23 protein-coding genes are annotated in these 20,923 nt (G+C 36.6%); 16 read left to right on the plus strand and 7 right to left on the minus strand.

The window, feature by feature from the left end; translation table 11 throughout:
• The first annotated feature begins 94 nt into the window (after positions 1–94).
• The 4 genes from BUB12_RS11265 to ltrA all read left to right on the plus strand — a co-directional run bounded on the left by BUB12_RS11265 (position 95) and on the right by ltrA (position 2,890).
• Positions 95–370 carry a DUF1294 domain-containing protein gene (locus BUB12_RS11265; protein ID WP_072890954.1) on the plus strand — a complete coding sequence of 92 codons (276 nt, stop codon included), beginning with the start codon at positions 95–97 and terminating at the stop codon, positions 368–370.
• Between the two features lie 121 nt (positions 371–491).
• Complete coding sequence (locus BUB12_RS11270) at positions 492–1,064, plus strand: TVP38/TMEM64 family protein (protein WP_072890956.1); 573 nt, start codon at positions 492–494, stop codon at positions 1,062–1,064.
• A 409-nt stretch (positions 1,065–1,473) separates the two neighbouring features.
• A complete protein-coding gene (locus BUB12_RS18060; protein ID WP_234982679.1) occupies positions 1,474–1,614 on the plus strand; it encodes a hypothetical protein in 141 nt (46 codons plus the stop codon).
• Complete coding sequence (gene ltrA / locus BUB12_RS11280) at positions 1,607–2,890, plus strand: group II intron reverse transcriptase/maturase (protein WP_072890960.1); 1,284 nt, start codon at positions 1,607–1,609, stop codon at positions 2,888–2,890. Before BUB12_RS18060 ends, ltrA begins: the two co-directional genes overlap by 8 nt.
• Positions 2,891–2,988: 98 nt before the next feature.
• Here ltrA and BUB12_RS11285 read toward each other — a convergent pair whose 3' ends face one another.
• The gene (locus tag BUB12_RS11285; protein ID WP_407668447.1) at positions 2,989–3,372 is read right to left on the minus strand and encodes a sigma-w pathway protein ysdB; all 384 of its coding nucleotides are present in this window, start codon (positions 3,370–3,372) and stop codon (positions 2,989–2,991) included.
• Positions 3,373–3,540: 168 nt separating this feature from the next.
• Here BUB12_RS11285 and dut point away from each other — a divergent pair, with 168 nt between their 5' ends.
• The gene (gene dut / locus BUB12_RS11290; RefSeq protein WP_072890963.1) at positions 3,541–3,978 is read left to right on the plus strand and encodes a dUTP diphosphatase; all 438 of its coding nucleotides are present in this window, start codon (positions 3,541–3,543) and stop codon (positions 3,976–3,978) included.
• 40 nt (positions 3,979–4,018) lie between these two features.
• Positions 4,019–5,275 carry a mechanosensitive ion channel family protein gene (locus tag BUB12_RS11295; RefSeq protein ID WP_072890964.1) on the plus strand — a complete coding sequence of 419 codons (1,257 nt, stop codon included), beginning with the start codon at positions 4,019–4,021 and terminating at the stop codon, positions 5,273–5,275.
• Between the two features lie 460 nt (positions 5,276–5,735).
• Here the strand turns inward: BUB12_RS11295 and BUB12_RS11305 are convergent, their stop codons facing one another.
• A complete protein-coding gene (locus BUB12_RS11305; protein ID WP_072890967.1) occupies positions 5,736–6,173 on the minus strand; it encodes a cell wall hydrolase in 438 nt (145 codons plus the stop codon).
• A gap of 229 nt (positions 6,174–6,402) precedes the next feature.
• Here BUB12_RS11305 and BUB12_RS11310 point away from each other — a divergent pair, with 229 nt between their 5' ends.
• The 6 genes from BUB12_RS11310 (at position 6,403) to BUB12_RS18190 (ending at position 10,003) form a co-directional block, all read left to right on the plus strand.
• Positions 6,403–7,488, plus strand: coding sequence for a M42 family metallopeptidase (locus tag BUB12_RS11310; protein ID WP_072890969.1), 1,086 nt, complete (start codon positions 6,403–6,405; stop codon positions 7,486–7,488).
• Positions 7,489–8,013: 525 nt separating this feature from the next.
• Entirely contained in the window at positions 8,014–8,505 is a 492-nt protein-coding gene (locus BUB12_RS11315) for a DUF2975 domain-containing protein (RefSeq protein WP_072890971.1), read from the plus strand.
• A 10-nt stretch (positions 8,506–8,515) separates the two neighbouring features.
• Positions 8,516–8,731 carry a helix-turn-helix domain-containing protein gene (locus BUB12_RS11320; protein WP_072890972.1) on the plus strand — a complete coding sequence of 72 codons (216 nt, stop codon included), beginning with the start codon at positions 8,516–8,518 and terminating at the stop codon, positions 8,729–8,731.
• A gap of 13 nt (positions 8,732–8,744) precedes the next feature.
• Positions 8,745–9,569 (plus strand): DUF817 domain-containing protein, encoded by an 825-nt coding sequence (locus BUB12_RS11325; RefSeq protein ID WP_072890974.1) that lies wholly within the window; start codon positions 8,745–8,747, stop codon positions 9,567–9,569.
• Positions 9,570–9,592: 23 nt separating this feature from the next.
• A complete protein-coding gene (locus BUB12_RS17705) occupies positions 9,593–9,754 on the plus strand; it encodes a hypothetical protein (RefSeq protein ID WP_159431574.1) in 162 nt (53 codons plus the stop codon).
• Between the two features lie 126 nt (positions 9,755–9,880).
• Positions 9,881–10,003 (plus strand): hypothetical protein, encoded by a 123-nt coding sequence (locus tag BUB12_RS18190; RefSeq protein WP_268801939.1) that lies wholly within the window; start codon positions 9,881–9,883, stop codon positions 10,001–10,003.
• A gap of 115 nt (positions 10,004–10,118) precedes the next feature.
• Here the strand turns inward: BUB12_RS18190 and BUB12_RS11335 are convergent, their stop codons facing one another.
• The 4 genes from BUB12_RS11335 to BUB12_RS11350 are packed head-to-tail and all read right to left on the minus strand — an operon-like array spanning position 10,119 to position 14,735.
• On the minus strand, positions 10,119–10,790 hold the full coding sequence (locus BUB12_RS11335) for an ABC transporter ATP-binding protein (RefSeq protein WP_072890977.1): 672 nt from the start codon (positions 10,788–10,790) through the stop codon (positions 10,119–10,121).
• Positions 10,783–11,904, minus strand: a complete 1,122-nt coding sequence (locus BUB12_RS11340; protein ID WP_072890978.1) for an ABC transporter permease — start codon at positions 11,902–11,904, stop codon at positions 10,783–10,785. The genes BUB12_RS11335 and BUB12_RS11340 overlap by 8 nt, the downstream gene beginning before the upstream one ends.
• Positions 11,901–13,121 (minus strand): ABC transporter permease, encoded by a 1,221-nt coding sequence (locus BUB12_RS11345; RefSeq protein ID WP_072890980.1) that lies wholly within the window; start codon positions 13,119–13,121, stop codon positions 11,901–11,903. The genes BUB12_RS11340 and BUB12_RS11345 overlap by 4 nt, the downstream gene beginning before the upstream one ends.
• Before the next feature lie 24 nt (positions 13,122–13,145).
• Positions 13,146–14,735 (minus strand): flagellar basal body-associated FliL family protein, encoded by a 1,590-nt coding sequence (locus BUB12_RS11350; protein ID WP_072890982.1) that lies wholly within the window; start codon positions 14,733–14,735, stop codon positions 13,146–13,148.
• 521 nt (positions 14,736–15,256) lie between these two features.
• On the opposite strand from BUB12_RS11350, the gene yiaA reads away from it, so the two are divergent.
• Positions 15,257–15,703, plus strand: coding sequence for an inner membrane protein YiaA (yiaA, locus tag BUB12_RS11355; RefSeq protein WP_407668448.1), 447 nt, complete (start codon positions 15,257–15,259; stop codon positions 15,701–15,703).
• Between the two features lie 66 nt (positions 15,704–15,769).
• Here yiaA and sspI read toward each other — a convergent pair whose 3' ends face one another.
• A complete protein-coding gene (gene sspI / locus BUB12_RS11360) occupies positions 15,770–15,988 on the minus strand; it encodes a small acid-soluble spore protein SspI (protein WP_072890985.1) in 219 nt (72 codons plus the stop codon).
• 101 nt (positions 15,989–16,089) lie between these two features.
• On the opposite strand from sspI, the gene BUB12_RS11365 reads away from it, so the two are divergent.
• From BUB12_RS11365 to pheT, 3 genes are all read left to right on the plus strand, one after another.
• Positions 16,090–16,827 carry a TrmH family RNA methyltransferase gene (locus BUB12_RS11365; protein ID WP_072890986.1) on the plus strand — a complete coding sequence of 246 codons (738 nt, stop codon included), beginning with the start codon at positions 16,090–16,092 and terminating at the stop codon, positions 16,825–16,827.
• 397 nt (positions 16,828–17,224) lie between these two features.
• Positions 17,225–18,259, plus strand: coding sequence for a phenylalanine--tRNA ligase subunit alpha (gene pheS / locus BUB12_RS11370; protein ID WP_072890988.1), 1,035 nt, complete (start codon positions 17,225–17,227; stop codon positions 18,257–18,259).
• A gap of 21 nt (positions 18,260–18,280) precedes the next feature.
• Positions 18,281–20,710, plus strand: coding sequence for a phenylalanine--tRNA ligase subunit beta (gene pheT, locus BUB12_RS11375; protein WP_072890989.1), 2,430 nt, complete (start codon positions 18,281–18,283; stop codon positions 20,708–20,710).
• Positions 20,711–20,923: the final 213 nt, after the last annotated feature.

The following is a 20,923-nucleotide window of genomic DNA, read 5'->3' on the forward strand; positions in this document are numbered from 1 at the left end:
TGGCTTTTTATATTTAAGCTAATTTGGAAAGTTGCTAATTAGTCATGGATTAGCTAACAGTACATACAACAAACTCAATAAAGGAGAGATGACAATGGATCAACTAGATGTATTGCTCCCATATCTTTTAACGGCAAATTTAATTGGATTTTTATTTATGGGACTTGATAAACGAAAAGCCAAAAATCAACAGTGGCGGATACCTGAACGTACGTTGTGGGGAATTGCTATTTTAGGTGGAGCAGTTGGATCTTTATTAGGTATGAAAGTATTTCGTCATAAAACAAAGCATCGTGCTTTTACTGTAGGTATGCCATTATTAATCGTGCTACATATTATCGCGCTAGCCTATTTATTAGGGGTGATTTAATAACCAACCTTTATGCTCGCCAAAGCTAGTTTAATTTAAAATGTCATAATGGCTCGTCTCCTGTCATATACATGTACTATGATGGCGTATGTACCTGGAGTATTTATAAAGGAGGTAGAGAATGGAGCAGTTCGGGATATACATTATGACGTTTATTGAAACCGGTGGACTGTTTGCACCTATTTTATTTATCGGTTTTCATTTGTTGAGACCGTTATTCTTCTTACCTGTTGTCTTCATATGTATTTCTGGTGGTATATTATTCGGTGCAACCCTAGGTACGGTTTATTCATTGGTAGGTATTACGTTGTCGAGTATTTTATTTTATATGATCATTCAGTGGATGCCTAAAACGTTAAATCGTTTCATGTCGTTAAAGCAGAAAATTATAGGGAATAATAGGCAGCTCACTACATCACAGGTTACTTTATTACGATTAGTGCCATTTATTCATTTTCATTTATTGTCTCTTTGCTTGATTGAAATATCGGGAAACTTTAGGGAATATGCTAAATCATCTATTGTATCAAACATACCATTAGCATTAGTATATACTTCAATCGGTCAATGGATCTCAACTTTATCCCCATACTATATCCTCATTTTCTTAGCGGCCTTGCTACCATTTATATACTTACTGCGACGGAGAGAAATCATAATTAAATGGGAAGATTTTTTCCAAGTGAGTACTTAATAACTTAGAAAAAAGAACTGCTATTGCAGATCGTTGCAAAAGCAGTTCTTTTCGTTCGCCCAGCATGGGTGAACTCTAAAGGGTGAAAGTCCCAAGTGTGACCTTGTAGTGGTAAACACATAGCCAAAAGCAAGGGTGTCCATGGTGACGTGGAATCTGAAGGAAGCTCGAGGCATACCTCTGGTCTGACGAACAGAAATCATATAAGAGGCAACGTATGAGGATAAGACTGCGAAAGAAGTTAAAGTCCAATAACTACAGTTTCATACGGTGTATATGTGGCAGATAGATGGAGGGAAAGAGTTCACACCTTAACTGGGGAGGTCTCACTGGTCTACACCAAACCCTTATAGTGATATAAGACTGGACAGTGAGAAGTCAGCAGAAGCCGTAGTAGTGTAGAAGTCTAATGAAAGTTAGAACGAGCGAAGGGCTGAACAATTTTATCGTTATAGAAATCTTGATTGGAAGAGGAAAAAGACCACTGGCACATCGCGAGAAAGTGGATACCGACTTTACGAGAAAGAAAGGAAATAACAAGCATGTATGAAGAAAAACTACTAGATAAAATCCTAGATAGAGATAACCTTAACCGTGCATTTAAACAGGTTAAAAGGAATAAGGGCGCAGCCGGCGTTGATGGAATGACTGTGGACGAACTGGCAGGATATATGGCGCTAAATAAGGATAATATTATCTCTCAAATTAGACAGAGAAAATATCAACCCCAACCCGTTTTACGGGTTGAAATTCCTAAACCAAATGGTGGAGTTCGACTTTTGGGAATCCCTACAGTAAAAGATAGAGTCATTCAGCAAGCAATTGCACAAACACTCACACCATTGTTTGATAAACAATTTAGCCAGTATAGTTATGGATTCAGGCCAAATAGATATTCAGAGATGGCTATCCTACAGGCCCTAGAATTTATGAATGAAGGTTATGACTGGATTGTCGATATTGACTTAGAACGTTTCTTCGATACGGTAAATCATGATAGATTGATGAACCTGGTATCACGAACAATTGACGACGGAGATGTTATCTCTCTCATCCGTAAATTCTTAGTAAGTGGTGTTCAAATTGATGAGCATTACAAAGAAACTGTAATCGGAACTCCACAAGGAGGGAATCTATCTCCATTATTAAGTAATATCATGCTTAATGAACTGGACATGGAACTTGAAAGCCGTGGACTTCGCTTCGTTAGATATGCCGATGACTGCATAATTATGGTTAAAAGTGAAATGTCAGCAAGACGTGTGATGAGGTCAGTGACAAAGTTCATAGAAGAAAAACTAGGATTAATTGTCAATGTCACGAAAACAAAAGTAACAAGACCAAATGACCCCTCTATGAAGTTTCTTGGTTTCGGTTTCTTTAAGGATTATCAAATGGATTTGTACAAAGCAAAACCACACCAAAAGTCAGTGGAAAGTTTCAAGTTCAAACTGAAACAACTAACTAGGAAAAATTGGAGTGTCGATACGAAGTATCAAGTTGAACGTATCAACCAAGTAATACGAGGATGGATTAATTATTTCAAAATTGGTTATATGAAAAAGGTGTTAACGAGAATAGATTCTCATACAAGAGTCCGACTAAGAATGTGTATCTGGAAGAAATGGAAAACAGCCAAAAATCGCAGAAAGAACTTAATCAAGTTGGGAATGAACAAATATAATGCCTATAAATATAGTCATACAAGTAAAGGTGCAGTACGCACTGCCTACTCGTGGATACTTACTACGACAATAACGAATAAGAGATTAGCCAGATTCGGACTAATCTCCTGTGTAGAACACTATAACAAAGTACATGCTTAGTATAAAATTGAACCGCCGTATACGGAACCGTACGTACGGTGGTGTGAGAGGTCGGGTAATCAATTAATGATTATCCTCCTACTCGATATTTATAGTTTTTAATTTATTAATATTTTATTAATGGGGTGTTTCCATTTAACATTCGCGTGGGGATATCGAATTAAGATTTCCTGTTCCAAAAAGTACAAATCATCCCTAGTAAATCCTCTAAGGTCTAGAGGATCCTGTACTGTTATTTCAATATCGACAACTTCAAAGGCTTCTTCAGTTGTACCAAGATATTTTTCACCTTCAAATAAACAACCTTTATAAACAAATTGTAAGTTTTTTTTATTATTTTTAGCATCATCAAGGAAATAATATCCCTTATTTTCTTTAGCAATTTGTAATCGTCTTTGGGGGTTGCGAAAATAGGCAACTATCGTATAAATGAGGAGCACTAATGCAATTAAAATCAGTATACGAAATAAGTGAACTACAATCATAAAATCGTCTCCCTACGTTTTATATCTATCAGTACGTTACGGATAGAGAGAAGGTTTCATTTTTATTATAAAAATTAGGATTATTTTTGTAGAAATGATAATGAGGAAAAAATGAACCATCCGTGGTACAATTTTAACAAAGTGCATCAATAGAGGAGTTTGGAAATGAATTATAATTTGAAAATTAAATTGCTACATAATGAAGCGATATTACCGAAGCAAGCAAATAAAGGGGATGCTGGGTTGGATGTATTTTCGTCTGAGGAAAAGGTCATTCAACCTGGGGAAGCAGAATTAATTGGTACAGGAATTAGCCTTGAATTACCGGAAGGCACAGAGGCACAAGTAAGACCAAGAAGTGGTTTAGCTTTAAAGCATAGTGTCACTGTCTTAAATAGTCCTGGTACGATTGATGAAGGGTATAGAGGTGAAATAAAGATCATCTTAATTAATCATGGGAAAACAGCATTTAAAGTAGAAAAACATATGAGAATTGCGCAAATGGTCATTGCTCCAGTTCCTAAAGTCGAAATTACCGTAGTAGAGGAATTATCTAACTCTAAAAGAGGAGAAAAGGGATTTGGATCTTCTGGATTAAAGTAATGGAGCATAAACTGAAACTATTAAATCATGGAGGAAATGTATGGACTTTATAAAAGAATGGCTCTCGGGATATAACCTGGACTCAACAGTAGTTCGATATCTTGCCACAGGGATAATGATCGCATTCATAGCGTTCATAAGTATTCTAGCAAATTTTATTACGAAAAAAATTGTAGTTCGTATTATCACTCATCTCTTGACGAAGAATAAATTTAGTTGGGATGACACGCTCATAAAGAGAAGAGTTTTTCATAAATTATCGCATATTGTTCCTGCTATTATTATCTATTCCTTTGCACCTGTCTTTTCTACTTATCAAAGTATGATAGAAAAAGGTGCGGCGGTTTATATTATAATAATAGGTTTACTAGTCGTTACTAGTTTCCTAGATGCAATACAAGATGTATATAACACCTATGAAATATCAAAAAGCCGCCCAATTAAAGGGTATCTTCAGGTTGTAAAAATTGTCTTATTTATCCTTGGGCTAATCTTAGTCATTTCGAATTTAATTGGTGAAAGTCCAATCATGCTATTAGGTGGCTTAGGAGCATTATCGGCTGTATTTATGCTAGTTTTCCAGGATTCGATTCTTGGTTTGGTGGCTGGGATACAGCTAACAGCAAATGATATGATTCGTGTTGGTGATTGGATTGAAATGCCTAAATACGGAGCAGACGGAGATGTTATCGATATTTCATTAAATACGGTTAAAGTACAGAACTGGGATAAAACGGTTACGATGATACCGGCCTATGCGTTAATTTCGGATTCCTTTAAAAACTGGCGTGGAATGGAAATTTCTGGTGGAAGACGAATTAAGCGCTCTTTATATATCGATACGAGCAGCATATCCTTTTGTTCAAAAGAGAAAATCGATCAACTAAAACAAGTTCAATATCTATCAGACTATATTTCTGATAAAGAGCACATCATTGAAGAATATAATGCTAAAAATGAATTTAGTCGCAGCAACCCTATTAATGGGAGAGCAATGACCAATATTGGAGTGTTCCGAGCATATATTAAAAATTACTTACTGAGCCATCCTGCTATTCACAAAGATATGACGTTAATGGTTCGTCAGTTAGCACCTGGTGAGTATGGACTGCCTATTGAAATTTATTGTTTTGCGAACGATACTAGGTGGGAGATGTATGAAAACATCCAAGCAGATATTTTTGATCATTTATTTGCTGTTGCACCAGAGTTTGGTCTACGACTGTTCCAAAACCCTTCAGGCCATGATATGAAGAGTTTCATGGGACACGATGAGGTAGTTAGAGAAGTGAAATAGAGCTGGAGGGTATGTCAGCAGGAGCCTCGGGTGCTGTTGGAGAAACTCGGGGGCTTTTGCAGGAACCTCAGGTGCAGTTGGATAAACTTCGGGGGTTTTGTGATAGCTTCGGGGACTTTTGCAGAAACATCGGGGACTTTTGGAAGACCTTCGGGAAGCTTTGCAGAAACTTCGGGGACTTTTGCAAAAACTCCGGGAACTGTACAAACACAGGGGACCTACCTATGCATGCACCCCAGATTCTCTAGAAATATCGGGGGCTTAGCAAGACCTTCGGGAACTTTTGCAGAAACATCGGGAACTTTTGGAAGACCTTCGGGAAGCTTTGCAGAAACTTCGGGAACTCCTTGAGAAGTGGTGGGGAGAGTAATGGAGACTTCATGCCATTATTCTCCTTAATCTACCCTCCCACTAAGGTTTAATGTTGTAGGGTTGTATGAGGATTACGCACTTTAGTTTATCATCTATAAGCGCCTTCGCATGTATTAGCTTGTGGTTCATAATAGCAATGCTGTTTATATTGACCAGCAAATGGTTGATTGTACCAAGTCGGTGGGCAATCCCCATATGGATTAAAGTACCATAGAGAATATTTAGAAGGATGTTCACGCCAATAGTCTAAGTTTTTTTTTGCCAGCCTTTTCTCTACACTCCGCGCCCTATTATAGAAGACATTACCTTTTTGAACGGCTTCAAACGAATAATTTCCACCCTGCACTTGATAAATGACATCTGGTATAGACTTCAACCCTTGGAAATCTAAACAATCTGCCGCCAGTCGGTTAACAATAACATTACCAACCATTAACATGCCTTGTTGGCCTTCTCCCTCTGCTTCTGCTCGCATCATCCTTGCCATTAAAGAAACGTCTTTATCTGTATATTTTACTCTCGCCATTTTTAATCACCCCTACGAAAATTGTATGATAAAAGTCTAAAAAAATGTAGGCGCAAACAAACTCATGTAGAAAAAATAAATAAATCGATTAAAATAGCGTCCGTTTAGGAAAACTAACATCGTTTCTTAAAAGATGAACATCAATGCTAGAGAATTGATTTGAATTATTTTAAAATTTGTTTAAAAAAAGTTATACTTAAGAAGTGCTGAATAAAGGAGGAAGATACATATGGCAAAATTAGATGAAACGTTGACCATGTTTAAAGATCTTACAGAAGCAAAAGGGATTTCTGGTCATGAAAAAGAAGCTAGAGACGTAATGAAAGGGTACATAGAGCCATTTGCAGATGAAGTGTATACTGATAATTTAGGTAGTTTAGTTGCTAAAAAGGTTGGGGATGCAAACGGTCCTAAAGTGATGGTAGCTGGACACTTAGATGAAGTTGGTTTTATGGTTACTCGAATTGATGACAAAGGGTTCATTTATTTCCAAACAATTGGTGGCTGGTGGAGTCAAGTTATGCTAGCTCAACGTGTAACAATCATGACTAACAAAGGTGATGTTACAGGTGTAATTGGTTCAAAACCACCACATATTTTACCTGCTGAGGCACGTAAAAAGCCAGTGGACATTAAAGAAATGTTTATTGATGTTGGTGCATCAAGTAAGGAAGAAGCTCAAGAATTTGGAGTACGTCCTGGGGATTCTGTTGTACCTTACTTTGAGTTCACACCATTAAAAAATGAAAAAATGTTACTTGCAAAAGCATGGGATAACCGTATTGGTTGTGCAATCGCTATTGAAGTACTAAAACAATTAAAAGATGAAAGTCATCCAAACGTAGTGTATGGTGTTGGAACTATACAAGAGGAAACAGGATTGCGTGGTGCGAAAACTTCTGCAAATCTAATCCAGCCTGATATTGGTTTTGGAGTGGATGTTGGTATTGCTGGGGATACGCCTGGTATTAAACCACATGAAGCAGATAGTAAGCTAGGGGAAGGCCCACAAATCATTCTTTATGATGCATCGATGATTTCTCATAAAGGCGTTCGTGACTTAGTTGTTCAAACTGCTGATGAAAACAACATCCCGTACCAATATGCATCGATTGCAGCAGGAGGAACAGACTCAGGTTCAATTCACCTAACAGCAAATGGTGTTCCTTCTCTATCGATCACCATTGCTACTCGCTACATTCATTCACACGCAGCAATTTTACACCGTGATGACTTCGAAAATGCTGTGAAATTGATTGTAGAAACAATTAAAAAATTAGATAGTGACACAGTAAAAGAAATTGTCCTTTCATAGTAACTGAACTCAATTTGGTGGCGTGAATTCTACCGCTACGGAAAATACACTTCGCTTTCCGCGGGCGGCTGGTGAGCCTCCTCGGGCGTTTTACGCCCTGTGGGGTCTCACCGATGCCTCTGCTCCCGCAGGAGTCTTCGTGTATTTCCTTCGCTAGTATTGGCATCAATATCAATCTAAAATATTGCTTTATAGATTGATGATAGGTAGCGACTGACAGTAGTGGAAATCAAATTAACATAAACTAATCTATGAAAACTAATTTTTATAACTTGTTTAACTAGAATCGTCTTCGCTTTGAAAGCGGATATAATTAGTTACGTCCCAGCCATGTATATATTTTTAAAGAAATCCGGACTAATGGAAAGTAAACCATTAGTCCGGATTTTTGCATTTTATTTGGCTCTAAGATGGAGTTTTTGTTTTAAATATCAATAAAATAACATTTATATTCAATAAGTTTTTATTGATATTCGATAAATGACATGTTACAATCTTAATGAAAATTGAGAAGAGGTGTTTTATATGAAACATGGAACAACAATGTTCTTAAAAATAGCAGTAGTATTAATTGGACTTCCGGTTCTTGCGTTATGTGTATTCGTTTTGCCTCAGGTAGTGCTGGAAGCTTTTGAGCATGCTAAAGACGGTAAACAATTAGGATATATCGTACTTGGACTAATATTTATAATGTATGGTTCAGCAATCCCATTTTATTTTGCGCTGTATCAAGCATTTAAACTATTAACATATATTGACAAGAACAATGCTTTTTCACAGATTTCAGTTCAAGCTTTAAAAAATATAAAAATCTGTGCCATTGTGATCAGTGGTTTGTATGTCATTGCCTTACCATTTATCTTTGTCATTGCAGAATGGGATGATGCACCGGGCCTGGTTTTAATTGGAATGGTGATAAGTGGTGCTTCCTTAGTAATCGCAGTTTTTGCAGCAGTACTACAGAGACTCCTACAAGAAGCAATAACTATAAAATCTGAAAATGATTTAACTGTCTGAGGTGATGGAAATGGCGATTATTATCAATATTGATGTGATGTTGGCTAAAAGGAAAATGAGTGTCACCGAATTATCCGATCGTGTCGGAATTACGATGGCAAACCTATCTATATTAAAAAATGGCAAAGCAAAAGCAATTCGATTCTCTACTTTAGAAGGAATTTGCAAGGCATTAGACTGTCAACCTGGCGATATTTTAGAGTATCAAAGTGATGAGGAAGAATGAATAGGAGGTATCTATGTATTTACCAATCCCAAATGAACCTAATGATAAGACTCTAAAGTTTCGGTTTTTGCATTCTGTAAGACAACTCGTGGGTTTTGGTTGGGAGCAGGCTTTATCATGTCTGTTTCCAGTAGTTATTTTTGCTTCATTAGCCGTTACCCAGTTGATTCCACTTCCATGGCTACCACGCTATGATTGGTTACTGATAATTTGTCTACTTATGCAGGCCATTATGCTAAAGTCTGGACTAGAAACAAAGGATGAACTAAAGGTCATCACGCTATTTCATATTATTGGTTTAGCACTGGAAATTTTCAAAGTACATATGGGCTCCTGGTCGTATCCTGAGGAAGGGTATTTTAAGATCTTTGGAGTACCATTGTACAGTGGTTTTATGTATGCCAGTGTTGCGAGTTATCTATGTCAAGCATGGAGAAGGTTGAATGTTGACCTGATAAAGTGGCCACCGTTTTTAGCTGTGGTGCCACTTGCTATTGCAATATACTTAAATTATTTTACTCATCATTTTTGGGTGGATATCCGTTGGTGGTTATCGGGGCTCGTACTCGTCGTTTTTTGGAAATCCTGGGTTTCCTATGAAGTGAATAGAATTCAGTACCGGATGCCGATCGCGTTATCATTCGTACTTATAGGATTTTTCATATGGATTGCAGAAAATATAGCTACGTATTTTGGAGCTTGGAAATATCCTAATCAAACCGAAGCATGGAGTTTAGTACACATTGGGAAAGTAAGTTCATGGGTATTGTTAGTAATTGTTAGTTTTTTAATTGTGGCAACGTTAAAGCAAGTTAAGAAAAAGACTGGGAGAATGTAACAAAAGGTTCTAACGTTTGGAGAGTGAGAAAGATAGAAATATTTCTATTAAAAAAATGGATGGATTATGATTCGGAAAAACTACAATTCGTTGATGGGAATGGTAATCGCGTTATTGGACCTGTTTTTATGCAAGGTACTTTCCTATATGTTTATGGAAAAGATGGCATATACACAATGGGTTAGTTTGAAAATGGAAAATACTAAGGCTAGTGCGAAGACAAGAGGTTGGAGCGTATTTTATGCTAGGGCGAGCGACAAGACGTAGGGGTGGATCATTTCTCAAGTTATGGCGAGCGAAAATAAAAGGGGATGGAGCAAATTTCATACCACGGCGAGCGCGAAGACAAGGGAATGGAGCAAATTTTATACCATGGCGAGCGAGAAGGCAAGGGGATGGAGCGAATTTCAGCCACGGCGAGCGAAAACACCTAAGGAGCGAGCATTTTCCACGTTATGAGGACCACGAGTACAGAAACAGGTTGCACCTATCAAAAAAATCCAAACAAATCCTACTCACATAGAATAGATTTTGCTTGGATTTTGGCTTCTATTTGCAAATAATCATTTTCTTCCCGGATTCTTCTAGGACGTTTTTATAAAACGGGTCACTCCCAATACAGATGACTCGGTCACACAGCTCGGTTATTTCATCCATGTCGTGCGAGATATAAACAATCATCTTTTGTTGTTCCTTTAATGTTTGGAGATAAGCCCCGATTTCCTTGCGAGATTTCAAGTCTATTCCTACGGTTGGTTCGTCCAATAGTAATATTTCTGGATCATGAATAAGGCTGATAGCAAGATTTAGTTTTCGCTTCATTCCACCAGATAGATTCTTTACTGGATCCTTCCATCGATCTAAATTCATGTCTTTGCATAGTTGGAACAGTTCATCTTCACTTTTATTTACCCACGATAGTTTTTCGAAAAACTTCATGTTCTCTTTAACCGTTAAATCGTCCCATATAGCAACATCCTGTGGAACATAGCCAATTCGTTTTCTAACTTCTTTTCGTTTCTTATCATAGGTTAATTCCTTATATGATAGTTTTCCACTAGTTGGCTTTTCAATGGTGGCTAACAGTTTCAACAGGGTTGATTTTCCTGCCCCATTTTCCCCTACTAAGCCGATAATTTCCCCTGGTGCAATTGAGAAAGAAAGATTATTTAGGACGGTTGTTTTTCCGTATTTTTTATGAATCCTTTGTACTTTAAGCATAGTGATATTCCTTTCTAATCAACCATAATAGTAGACCAAGAATGGTAATGAATAGCCATGAAATCGTTACTTCATTGTTTTGAATGGCATTGATAGGATTGATTCCTTCTAGCCAGTGTAGGTTACTTATGAGTCCGTCAATTGGGATAATAACGCCACTGATGACAGATATGAATAACGTGATCGCAAAGGCTACTCCATAATAGACCAATCGATTGTTAAACAACAGTGCAAGGAAAAAGGACATGATCAGAGCTGTCAAACGAAAACTAAGTAAGACCATTAGAATACGAACTGAGAATGTTTCATCCAAAATGAATATAGCTAATAAATCAGTTAGTGAAAAAGCTAGGAAGTATAAAATTAGCGTATAAAGTAAATAGCGATGCCATGGAATTTTAATAAACGAAAAACGTATGAACGTATTGGAGTTTTTCTCTTTTATGATCCAATCCATTAGCAATAGGGTAGAAAGTAAGCCGAAAATCGCCCAAAGTCCCCACGTATTCCATTCAATGAAGGATGGTTTTTCGGTTGCTTCCACACTGTCATTAAAAAGTAGGTTGCTCGTAATCAAATTTTCCTGCTGTTGGACTTCATATGTTTCGTCAATAATTTCATCGTACGACCAAGAGTCTGATCCGCTATATTGTTCATTTAATCCCATGACGGTATATGCTGCTTTTGACCGAACGGTTTCTTCTTGGACCATGGAAATTACCATTTCTTTCACACTCGAATAGGCAAAGGACATATTGGACTTAATTCCCGTTACTAAATTATTTCGATTGCCTTTTCTAATCTGTTCCTCATACCCTTCATGGATGATAAATACACTATCTAATTCATGGATTTGCAATTGATGGATTGCTTCCTCTTCTGTTAATAGAGTAGGAGTAATCAAATCAGATTGTTCGAGTTTTTGAAGAAGCTCGTCCGTTTTTAGTGTCTCTTCTTCTAATACAAAACCAACTGGCACTTGAACGTCTTCTTGTATACGGTCTGTTAAATGAATGATTGACAAACAGGCAACGAAAGGAAAAGCGAACCAAAATAGCAGATTAGGCCATTGTTTTTTCCAAAAGAACATTCGTGTTACAAAAATTGCCTTCATCGGAATCGCTCCTTCCATACAGAGCTTACGCCTATTAATAACAATATAATGATGCTACTCCAGATCAGGATAGAATACTCGATATAGAGCCTTTGACTAAGAACAAGTTCTTGTAGCCAATGAAAGGCATCTGTTGAGTAGAGCTTTTGAATGTACTCCTGAATGTAAGTTGGAAAGTAAATTGTCGGGACGATTGCTCCACTAACTAGCATTGTTCCTACTAAAAATAAGGCTTGAAAGAGAAGTCTTAATTTCTGAGACTTTAACCAAATTTCAAGGAATGCCATTATTCCAAGGAATGTTAGGCTATATAAAGCCATAATCCATAGTGTTTTAAAGATGGTCTCGGACGTCCATTCAAACTCTAGCAAATGGTTAACTAGAAAAATAGAACCGAGCATTAAAATCATAACGACAAGTAACGTAACAAGGATTCTTGCTAGTATTTGCTGAAACTCTGTTACACCATATAAAGACATCCGTTGTTTTATGTTAAGTGAGTTTTCTCGATAAATAAGATTGTAAATACTAAAGAGCCATATTGTTATAATCATAAACCAAGCCCCTAATCCAAAATATAGGGTGGGATTTACGGTAGCCTGGTTGTTCACTTCGTCTTCTTTTAGGACACGGTCTTTACCAAGGGTGTAAAAGAGAAATTCCTTAAATTGCTCAAATAGATAATCACTTCTCGTTTCTTGGTCAATTGGTAATTGTTTTGCATAGCGATTAATAGTCAGAATGCTCGCTTGGGAAACGCTGATGTGACGGCTAATGCTATCTACTAGTTCTTTTATTAAATAGCTTTCTGTGGAATGGTTTGGATTCCCAACTACTGATAATGTGACAGATTCCCCAGTATACAGTTTTTCAGTAAATGAATTCGGAAAAACGATGTAGGAGACGACTTCATTGTCTTTCATAGCTTGTTCGGCATCGATTTCTGTCATATGTTTCATATGAATATAGTCACCAAGTAGGGAGGTTTCTTCCATTAATTCAATGACCATTTTTGTTTCTTCCGTCTCATCTAAATCGATTAAAGCAACAGGAATTGGTTCTGATTCAGACGGATTCATAAACGAAATAATAATAGTGATTAAAAGCCCTAAAATTACAATCGGAAATAGCAAAAGAAGAGGAAGTGTTAGCCACTTCCTCCTTAGTTGTAATACGTTATTCGTCGAAAATAGAAATACATGTTTTAAAAAATCCATGCTACCACCTACTTCAATACTAAATTAGAAGCCAGGTCCCATTAAACTGTTTAACCATTGCTCGAATTGTGGGGCTACTTCCGATTCAAAGTACATCATTAATTCATTAATATCCATGCTACCTAAATCTTTTACATCACTTTCACTTGGTAATTCTACAGAACTAATTGCTTTAGAATCATTTGTTAAGTTTAGATAGAATAGATTTTCAGGTATATCCGGACTTTCTACAGAGAATTGATGATTGGATTGCATTTGATCCTTTTCATAAGTTGCATCACCAGACCAAACTAATTGTCCAGTTGCTAGCTCATCAGAACTGACAGAAATGACTCTTTCAAATTCTTTGCCATCATTTGTTAATGATTCATTTGTTTCTAATGTGACGTCTGCACCTTCCACTTGTAAGGAAATAACGTCCTCGATGACATCATTTTCAAAGGATAGGTCGCCAGCTAATACTAATTCTTCATCACTATATGGATCACTGAATCCAAATGTATATTCAAATGATTGCTTGCTTCCGTTATATACATGGTCACCATCAACCGATAGACTGATAGTTTCATCTGCACTTGGTCCCATTTCTAATGCAAAGTTACGCTTAACGATGACATCATCTTTATTTACCCAAATCGTTGATGTCAATCCTTCTGGGATCGAGATATCATTAATTGCATCACTCGCTTCTTCCATTGCAGCTGTAAAATCATCAGCTAGTTGGTTCGCTTCTTCTTCAATCATGGAACTCATGGAAGGCATGGTTAGAGCGCCAAATGTTTGGTTGGCAAATTGTTCTTTAATAATTTCTTTTAATCTATCATCTTCAGACATTTTAGTAAATAGATTCGACAGTAAGTCCTGTACTTCTTCCTCGGTTAGGTGGAAGGTGATTTTTTCAGTATCTACGTTTGAATCTTTTACTTTGACTGTTTCATCTACAACCTCAAATGCTGTGTCAGGAATTTCTTCAAAAAGACTTTTCACATAGTTTTCTTTTAAATATTCGATGTCTTCTTCAGGAAAAACATTTCCTTCAAATAATTGACCAAAGTCGATTGTCTCATCACCTGAGAAGCTAGGATCCAATTGACTTAAAAGACTACCAAAGTCATCTCCCTTTAATTGTAAAATCTCTTCAAGGAATGGCAGGCCTAGCATTACTTTTTCTGATGTTAAATATGCTTCTAATCCATCAATTTCAAAACCACCTAAACTCCCAACAATCGATGAGGACAATTGTTTGTTCTCCCTATCTAATGCTGCAGTTACTGTGATTGTAGAATTGTTAATAATTTGTTCTGGGCTCATTAAACCATAAGAAGCACCAGTTGGATCGTTATACTCAGCTGAAATCTCTAGTACGGATTCAACAGGATTCTCCTGTGTGTATTCATTCCAATCTAATTCAGACTGATAACGTTTTTGGAATTCTTCTACATAAAAATCGATTGTGTTTTTCTCAGCTGCAAAATATTTCTCTTTATCTGACTTGTCCAAAAAGAAAAATGCAGCTGCTGAACCACCGGCAACCAATAGGGCAGCAATCAAAATAATAATGACCTTGTTAAACCCTTTCGCTTGCTTTGGCTGTCCTTCTACCCTTGAATTCATTCTTATTCCCCTCTCAATTTAAGTCTACTAATAATGTATATGAAAATTAACTCATTCACATCACTATATGCTACAAGACTTAGAAATTTTCATCTTAAAGTAATTTTATTAAGTCAATTGAATTTTAGTTTAATTTATAGTGTCTGTCTAGCTAAATAATGTATAATTTGTAAATTTTAGTACTTTTTAATCAATAACAACATTATTTTACAGTTAAAACATACATCGCCTCCTTGACCTTTCAAAAATGTATTAATAGTTGAATAGGGTTACAATTTTATTTTTTAATTTTCTAATCAATATTTACGAATCAATGCAGTAAAAAGTTCCATCATCATTTTCAAAAGATAAAACAAATGGAAAAAGACGAACAATTTGAATCCCAATCTAAAGGAGAATTCGAGTGAATTGAATCATTCAAGTTCTTATTTTTTCATACGATAAATAGTATTTAATTATATATGCAGATTTGTAGGTAATAAAAGGGAGGCAATAGTATGTCAGATCACCAAGATGTAGTGATGGAAAAAGAGGAGACAGAAAATACACATACAGATATAACGAGGGTTGAAGGTGAACCAACTGCAGCATTTAAGGGGGCGTCATGGGCAGCATTTTTCGTTGGTGTGACAACTTATGTAATTGGTTTGTATAATGCAACGATGCAACTGAATGAAAAAGGATATTATTTTGCAGTGTTAATGTTTGGACTTTATGCATCTGTTTCTTTACAAAAGGCTGTAAGAGATAAGGAAGAAGGGGTTCCAGTCACGAGCATTTACTACGGAATTAGTTGGTTTGCACTAATTATCGCGATCTCCTTGATGGCGATAGGGTTGTACAATGCAGGAAGTATTACTCTAAGTGAAAAAGGGTTTTATGGGATGGCCTTTGTTCTAAGTATTTTTGCTGCTATCACGATTCAAAAAAATATAAGAGATACACAAAAAGCCAGAGAAAGAGAATAAATAAGAAAAAGAGCTTCGATTGGAGCTCTTTTTCTTATGGGCGCTCTGCACTTTACTTTATAAGTATTAACTACCTGCTTGCTTTACTCCTTGCTCTAATGCCTCTAACATTTCTTGTTTATCTTGTTCGTCCGATTGATTCCAGATTAATTCGAATAACACTCCAAGTCCTGGAAGCATTTTTTCTTCCCCGTTTTGGATGGCATCTACAATAGTTGCTTCTAATTGTGATTGGTCATTATCGGAAATATTGGACAGAATCGCTTTGCGAAGATTTAAATTCAAAAAAATCACTCCTTATATAATATAACTATGGATAGTTTGACCAACCAATAGGGAAATATGTATGATAGGAGAAGATTATACGAGTAGGAATGATAATAATAATGATAACATCAGTGAAAAATGAAAAAGTAAAGTCATGGAAAAAACTACAAAAACGAAAAGAACGAACAGAACAAGGATTATTTTTAATAGAAGGCTATCATTTAGTAGAAGAAGCATGGAAAAGCAAGTGGGAAATACAAGAAATCATAGTCCAGGAGAATAGTGATGTACCACATTGGGCTAAAGGTTTCTCATTAGAGTATGTCAGTGACAATGTTTTTCAATACATATCACAAACTCAAACCCCACAGGGAATAGCTGCAACCGTGAAAATGAAGCAACAAACCACAATTAATGGCAATCAAGTATTATTAATTGATGCAATACAAGACCCGGGAAATCTTGGGACAATTATCCGTACTGCTGATGCTGCTGGATTCGGTGCAATTATTTTAGGGAATGGAACAGTCGATATGTACAATGATAAAGTAATTCGTTCAACACAAGGATCACTTTTCCACCTTCCGATTTTTCAAGCTAACTTAGAAGAGAAAATTCCTGCTTTACAACAAGATGGGTTTTCCATTTGGGCATCAGCATTAGCGAATTCAAAGGACTATCATACGATGGATGTACCCGAAAAAGTGGCCTTAGTTGTAGGAAATGAGGGTGCAGGCATTCAAGAACAATTACTAAAATTAGCAGATAGCATCGTTAAGATACCAATATACGGAAAAGCAGAATCCCTTAATGTAAGCATTGCTGCTGGTATTTTAATGTATCATCTTAAAGGATAATACTTGCAAAATTTTACTGGTTTTCATATAATCAATGCTATATGAATAAGAAAAAAAGCTTAGAAAGAGTCATTAACAATTCATTGAAACGATAAAGGGAGGGAGTGCCGTGACTGGAAGCACTTCTATTGTGGGAACTGTTAATATTTCACTCTGGAGCTGACACTTGGACCTATAAGAGAAAAGCGTTAAGCTAGACAACGCTACGAATATAGTAAAGGTGTTCCGGATGAATTCCGTTATGTGATGAAGTTGGACACATGTATGTTGTGTCAACAAGGGTGGTACCGCGAATAATAGCCTCGTCCCTTTTTTGGGATGGGGCTTTTTATATTGTTCAAAAAAACCTTAATACATCGCAAAATCATATCAATTATTGAAAAATGGAGGCATTGTTATGAAGGAGCAATTAGAAGCCATTAAGCTAGAGGCTGTAGAGAAAGTTAATCAAGTAAACGATTCAAAAGAATTACAAGAAGTAAAAGTTGCTTATCTTGGTAAAAAAGGTTCGTTAACAGGTGTTTTACGAGGAATGGGAAAATTATCAAAAGAAGAACGCCCAGTTATCGGAGAAATCGCCAACCAAGTTAGAGAAACGATTACATCTGCAATTGAAGAAAAAAGCAAAGTATTAGAAGAAAAAGCATTAGAAGAGAAGCTACAGGCAGAAGCAATTGATGTTACCTTACCAGGTAGACCTGTAAAAGCGGGTGGACCTCATTTACTTACATCCATTGTGGAAGAAATTGAAGATCTATTTATTGGAATGGGCTTTGAGGTTCGTGAAGGTCCTGAAGTAGAAACAGATTATTTCAACTTTGAGGCATTAAATTTACCTAAAGATCACCCTGCTCGTGATATGCAGGATACATTTTATATTACGAATGAATTATTAATGCGTACTCATACATCACCAGTACAAGCAAGAACAATGCAGAGCTACGGTGGTTCTAAACCATTTAAAATGATTTGTCCCGGAAAAGTATATCGCCGTGATACGGATGATGCGACACACTCACACCAATTCACTCAAATTGAAGGACTATATGTGGATAAAGATGTAAAAATGAGTGATTTAAAAGGCGTATTAGATGTTTTTGCGAAGAAAATGTTTGGCCAAGATCGTGAAATTCGCTTACGTCCAAGCTTCTTCCCATTTACTGAACCATCTGTTGAAATGGATATTTCATGTAAATCATGTGACGGACAAGGATGCTCGGTATGTAAAGGTACTGGCTGGATTGAAATTCTAGGTGCTGGAATGGTTCATCCTAACGTATTATCGATGGCAGGATATGACCCGAATGTATACAGCGGATTTGCTTTTGGTATGGGTCCTGAACGTATTGCAATGTTGAAGTACGGTGTTAATGACATCCGTCAGTTCTACTTAAATGATGTACGCTTTTTAAAACAATTCCATAATGCATAAAGGTCTGAGGAGGTAGTTATTTTGTTAGTTTCATTAAATTGGTTAAAAAATTATGTCGATATAGAGGGTATTAGCCCAGAAGAGTTAGCAGAAAAGATTACAAAAACAGGGATTGAAGTGGACGGTATTGAATATATCGCTGAAAAAAGCTCCAATGTAGTCGTTGGGTATGTGGAGTCCTGTGAAAAGCATCCAAATGCTGATAAGCTGAATCTTTGCCAAGTGGATGTAGGTGAGGAAGAAAAACTACAAATCATTTGTGGTGCGCCAAACATTGCACAAGGACAAAAAGTAGCAGTAGCAAAACCGGGTGCAGTCTTACCAGGTAATTTTAAAATTAAAAAAGTTAAATTACGTGGCGTAGAGTCAAATGGAATGATTTGTTCCCTTCAAGAGTTAGGAATTGAAGAAAAATATGTTCCAAAAGATGTTGCAGAAGGTATTTTTGTTTTTCCGAATGATGTAACTGTTGGGGAAAGTGTGGAACCATTATTAAATTTAAACGATGCTGTTCTTGAGTTTGACCTTACTCCTAACCGTGCCGATTGCTTGAGCATGTTAGGTGTGGCATATGAAGTATCAGCTATTTTAAATAAACCAGTTAATTTACCAGAAGAAACTGTGAACACAATAGATGAACAAGCTAGCGATCATATTTCTGTAGAAGTGGAAGCAGAAGACTTGAATCCATATTATGGTGCTTTTGTTATTAAAGACGTTGAAATCAAACAATCACCATTATGGATGCGTAATGCATTAATGGCTGCAGGAATTCGTCCAATTAATAATGTCGTTGATATTACAAACTACGTATTGCTTGAGTACGGTCAACCCTTACATGCATTTGATTATGACTTATTGCAATCAGATAAAATTTTAGTTCGTCGTGCACATGAGAATGAAAAAATAGTAACATTGGATGATGTAGAAAGAACCTTATCTCCTGATAACCTTGTTATTACAAATGGTACAGAACCAATTGCCTTAGCTGGTGTGATGGGTGGAGCGAATACAGAAGTAAATGATTCTACGAAAACTGTACTTTTAGAAGCGGCGTATTTTAACGGGAAGTCTGTAAGAGGTACAGTGAAAGAAACGGGATTACGCAGTGATGCAAGTACTCGTTACGAAAAAGGAATTGACCCGAATCGCGTACGCCGTGCTGGTCAACGTGCTTGTCAGTTATTAGAAAAATATGCGAACGGAAAAGTACTTGATGGGGTAGTTGAATTCGATGCGTTAGATCGCTCTGAAAAAACAGTTGATATTAATACCGATGAAATTAATAACCGCCTTGGTACAGAAATGACAGCAGATGAAATTGGTGTTATTTTAAATAAACTACAATTTGAATACGAGCAAAAAGATCAAGATTTCACGGTGACAATCCCTACACGTCGTCAAGATATTACTATATTTGAAGATATGTTAGAAGAAGTTGCGCGTATTTATGGGTATGATAATCTTCCGTTTACATTACCAGTTGGAGCAGGTCAGGCTGGAGCATTATCTGACAAACAAAAACTAAGAAGACAAATGAAAAGCTTCCTACAAGGCGCAGGTCTAATGGAAACAACTACGTATTCACTGACTAATGATAATTTAATTCAGAAGTTAATCAGTCCAGAAGTCAAAGAACAAAATCCTGTTCCTGTTTCCTTGGCAATGCCGATGAGTGAGGACCATAAATATTTACGTTTAAGCATTTTGCCTGAGTTACTGAAGACGATTTCCTATAACAACAATCGAAATCAAAATGATCTAGCGTACTATGAAATGGGCTCTATCTTTATTTCAGATGAAAAAGAAGTAACGAAGCAACCGAAAGAGGAGTTACGTTTAGCTGGGGCATTAACTGGAAAATGGTTGGATCACCCTTGGCAACAAGAAAATAAAATGGTTGATTTTTATGTAGTTAAAGGAATAGTAGATGGATTATTTGGCCACCTAGACATCCCGGTAAGCTATGATCAAGCCATTTTAAGTGATATGCATCCAGGTCGATGTGCTACTATATCTGTAGATGGTGATGTAATTGGTTTTGTAGGACAATTACATCCAAAATTAGAAAAAGAATTTGATTTAAAAGAAACGTATGTATTCGATATTAATATTGAACATGTTCTTAAAGTTTACAACAGTCAAGCAGGGTACCAAGAAGTTCCGAGATATCCTTCCATCGCTCGTGACGTTGCGTTTATTGTTGATGAACAAGTAAAAGCAGGCGACGTAATGGAGATTATCGAAGCAACTGGTGCACCATTAGTGAAGCAAGTACAACTATTTGATGTATATAATGGGGAGCACTTACCAGAAGGCAAAAAATCATTAGCTTACAGCCTTCTATATCAAGACCCAGAAAAAACACTTCAAGATGATGAAGTAGAAGAATCATTCCAGAAAGTTATCGAAAATGTAAATGAAATATTTAATGCTTACGTTCGGTCTTAAGGAAAAGGTATAAGGTATAAGGGGCGCGTCTCCTTATGCCTTTTTTAATGTTGCTACTATCTAATTGAAAAAGGCGACCAAATATGAACTGACGCCTTTATTAATTTCTCAATGCCCGATTGAAGCTAATCAAAGGTGAAAAGGTAAACGAGGGGTGCTCTCGATGCCCAATTGAAGCTAATCAAAGGTGAAAAGGTAAACGAGGGGTGCTCT

The organism is Ornithinibacillus halophilus, from assembly GCF_900129485.1.
Classification (GTDB): Bacteria; Bacillota; Bacilli; order Bacillales; family Amphibacillaceae; genus Ornithinibacillus; species Ornithinibacillus halophilus.

What these genes read in the sequence shown, in the direction of transcription:
- BUB12_RS11265 (WP_072890954.1), top strand. Translation starts at nt 95, where the DNA reads ATGGATCAACTAGATGTATTGCTCCCATATCTTTTAACGGCAAATTTA.
- BUB12_RS11270 (WP_072890956.1), top strand. Translation starts at nt 492, where the DNA reads ATGGAGCAGTTCGGGATATACATTATGACGTTTATTGAAACCGGTGGA.
- BUB12_RS18060 (WP_234982679.1), top strand. Translation starts at nt 1,474, where the DNA reads ATGAAAGTTAGAACGAGCGAAGGGCTGAACAATTTTATCGTTATAGAA.
- ltrA (WP_072890960.1), top strand. Translation starts at nt 1,607, where the DNA reads ATGTATGAAGAAAAACTACTAGATAAAATCCTAGATAGAGATAACCTT.
- dut (WP_072890963.1), top strand. Translation starts at nt 3,541, where the DNA reads ATGAATTATAATTTGAAAATTAAATTGCTACATAATGAAGCGATATTA.
- BUB12_RS11295 (WP_072890964.1), top strand. Translation starts at nt 4,019, where the DNA reads ATGGACTTTATAAAAGAATGGCTCTCGGGATATAACCTGGACTCAACA.
- BUB12_RS11305 (WP_072890967.1), bottom strand. Translation starts at nt 6,173, where the DNA reads ATGGCGAGAGTAAAATATACAGATAAAGACGTTTCTTTAATGGCAAGG.
- BUB12_RS11310 (WP_072890969.1), top strand. Translation starts at nt 6,403, where the DNA reads ATGGCAAAATTAGATGAAACGTTGACCATGTTTAAAGATCTTACAGAA.
- BUB12_RS11315 (WP_072890971.1), top strand. Translation starts at nt 8,014, where the DNA reads ATGAAACATGGAACAACAATGTTCTTAAAAATAGCAGTAGTATTAATT.
- BUB12_RS11320 (WP_072890972.1), top strand. Translation starts at nt 8,516, where the DNA reads ATGGCGATTATTATCAATATTGATGTGATGTTGGCTAAAAGGAAAATG.
- BUB12_RS11325 (WP_072890974.1), top strand. Translation starts at nt 8,745, where the DNA reads ATGTATTTACCAATCCCAAATGAACCTAATGATAAGACTCTAAAGTTT.
- BUB12_RS18190 (WP_268801939.1), top strand. Translation starts at nt 9,881, where the DNA reads ATGGAGCAAATTTCATACCACGGCGAGCGCGAAGACAAGGGAATGGAG.
- BUB12_RS11335 (WP_072890977.1), bottom strand. Translation starts at nt 10,790, where the DNA reads ATGCTTAAAGTACAAAGGATTCATAAAAAATACGGAAAAACAACCGTC.
- BUB12_RS11340 (WP_072890978.1), bottom strand. Translation starts at nt 11,904, where the DNA reads ATGAAGGCAATTTTTGTAACACGAATGTTCTTTTGGAAAAAACAATGG.
- BUB12_RS11345 (WP_072890980.1), bottom strand. Translation starts at nt 13,121, where the DNA reads ATGGATTTTTTAAAACATGTATTTCTATTTTCGACGAATAACGTATTA.
- BUB12_RS11350 (WP_072890982.1), bottom strand. Translation starts at nt 14,735, where the DNA reads ATGAATTCAAGGGTAGAAGGACAGCCAAAGCAAGCGAAAGGGTTTAAC.
- yiaA (WP_407668448.1), top strand. Translation starts at nt 15,257, where the DNA reads ATGGAAAAAGAGGAGACAGAAAATACACATACAGATATAACGAGGGTT.
- BUB12_RS11365 (WP_072890986.1), top strand. Translation starts at nt 16,090, where the DNA reads ATGATAACATCAGTGAAAAATGAAAAAGTAAAGTCATGGAAAAAACTA.
- pheS (WP_072890988.1), top strand. Translation starts at nt 17,225, where the DNA reads ATGAAGGAGCAATTAGAAGCCATTAAGCTAGAGGCTGTAGAGAAAGTT.